The organism is Rhizobacter sp., assembly GCF_031412495.1.
Classification (GTDB): domain Bacteria; phylum Pseudomonadota; class Gammaproteobacteria; order Burkholderiales; family Burkholderiaceae_C; genus Schlegelella_A.
On record NZ_JANODC010000462.1, the window covers coordinates 1 to 2,131 of the forward strand.

Sequence of the window (2,131 nt, forward strand, 5' to 3'; positions counted from 1 at the left end):
TTCGTTCGCGGCGTCAACGCCGCGCTGGAACAGAAGACGCCGTTCGTCAGCTTCACCGCGACCGGCGGCGCGCGCATGCAGGAGGGCCTGCTCAGCCTGCTGCAGATGGCCAAGACGAACGCTGCCCTGACGCGCCTGGCCAAGGCCGGGCTGCCCTACATCAGCGTCCTCGCCGACCCGACCATGGGCGGCGTGTCGGCGAGCTTCGCCTTCGTCGGCGACGTGGTCATCGCCGAGCCGAAGGCGCTGATCGGCTTCGCCGGGCCGCGCGTGATCGAGAACACCGTGCGCGAGAAGCTGCCGGAAGGCTTCCAGCGCGCCGAGTTCCTGCTGCAGACAGGCGCCATCGACATGATCGTCGACCGGCGCGAGCTGCGCCCCAGCATCGCCCGGCAGATCGCGATGCTGCAGCGCCTGCCCTCCGACGCGGTGGCGTGACCGCGCCGGCGACGCTGGCCGAGTGGCTGGCGCACTGCGAGCAACTGCATCCGAAGACCATCGAGCTGACGCTCGACCGCGTCGCCGTCGTCAAGGCCCGCCTGGCGATCGCGTTCCAGGCGCCGGTCATCGTCGTCGCCGGCACCAACGGCAAGGGCTCGACCTGCGCCCTGCTCGAATCGATCGCCCTCGCCGCCGGGTACCGCGTCGGGCTCCATTCCAAGCCGCACCTCGTCCACTTCGAGGAGCGGTGCCGCGTCGGCGGCCGCAGCGTCGACGCCGCCGAGCTGCTCCCGCACTTCGCAGCCGTCGAGCGGGCGCGTGGCGACATCAGCCTGACCTATTTCGAGTTCACGCTGCTCGCCATCGCCCGGCTGTTCGCTGCGGCGCCGCTCGACCTCGTCATCCTCGAGGTCGGGCTCGGCGGCCGCCTCGATGCGGTCAATGCCTTCGATGGAGACTGCGCCGTCATCACCAGCATCGACATCGACCACCGCGAGTTCCTGGGCAACGACCGGGAGACAATCGGCCGCGAGAAGGCGGGAATCATGCGCGCGGGCCGGCCGGCCATCGTCAGCGATCCGATGCCGCCGGCGAGCGTCGTCAGCGAAGCCCGGCGCATCGGCGCCGACCTGCGCCTGGCCGGGGTCGACTTTCACCATGCGGGCGATCGCCAGCAATGGAACTGGGTCGGCCGCGAGATGCGGTTCAGCGGCCTGGCCTACCCGGCGCTGCGTGGCGCGAACCAGCTGCTCAATGCCTCCGGGGCGCTGGCGGCGCTCGAGGCGCTGCGCGAGCGCCTGCCGGTGAGCGCGCAGGCAGTGCGGAGCGGGCTGGCCACGGTCGAACTGGCAGGCCGGTTCCAGGTGCTGCCCGGCGAGCCGACCCTCGTGCTCGACGTCGGCCACAACCCGCACGCGATCGCCGCGCTGGCGCTCAACCTCGACCAGATGGGCTTCTTCCCGCGCACGCACGCCGTCTTCGGCGCGATGCGCGACAAGGACATCGGCGCCATGCTCCAGCGCCTCGCACCGCTCGTCGAGGCCTGGCACTTCACCGACCTGCCAGTGGCCCGGGCGGCGACCGCCGACGAGCTCGCCGCGCGCTGGCGCGAGGCGGCCGGCGCGGGCTCGAAGGCGACCGTCGCGACCCACGCCGACCCGGCGTCGGCGCTCGCCGCCGCGGTCGCCGCGGCAGAACCCGCTGATAGAATTCTGGTCTTCGGTTCCTTCTACACGGTCGGTGGCGTGCTCGAGCACGGCTTGCCGCAACGAGCCGGCCGCCACGTCCCCTGAGTCCGGCGGTTCGAACGGCAATCATCGATGTTCAAGAAGAAGAGCGACTCCCCGGCGCACACGCCCACGGTCGAATCGGCCGACGCCGTCCAGGCAGCTCGAACCCGCGCACGGCACCGGCTCATCGGGGCCGTCGTTCTCCTCGCCATCGGCATCATCGGCTTCCCGCTCGTCTTCGAGACGCAGCCGCGCCCGGTCCCGATCGACATTCCGATCGAGATCCCGCGCCGCGATGCGGTGCCGCCGCTGGCCATGCCGCAGTCGCGGCCGGCGCCGGTTCGCCCGGCCGACGAGCCGGTGGTGGCGCAGGCGGCGCCGAGCCGAGAAGCCGCGCCGGCGGAAGCGCGCGGCGAGGCCGGGCGCGACCTCGCTCCGCCGCGGCCGGCGCCGCCCCCCGA

2 protein-coding genes and 1 pseudogene are annotated in these 2,131 nt (G+C 72.4%); all 3 read left to right on the plus strand.

Annotation, left to right across the window (positions count from 1 at the left end):
- On the plus strand, positions 1–438 hold a 438-nt coding region (locus tag AC30N0_RS17240; RefSeq protein WP_489519125.1), incomplete at its 5' end, for an acetyl-CoA carboxylase carboxyltransferase subunit beta.
- Positions 435–1,733: a bifunctional tetrahydrofolate synthase/dihydrofolate synthase gene (folC, locus tag AC30N0_RS17245; RefSeq protein WP_489519126.1), complete on the plus strand. Its 1,299-nt coding sequence runs from the start codon at positions 435–437 to the stop codon at positions 1,731–1,733. The genes AC30N0_RS17240 and folC, both read left to right, overlap by 4 nt.
- 27 nt (positions 1,734–1,760) lie before the next feature.
- A pseudogene (locus AC30N0_RS17250) lies at positions 1,761–2,131 on the plus strand (SPOR domain-containing protein); the annotation flags it as partial.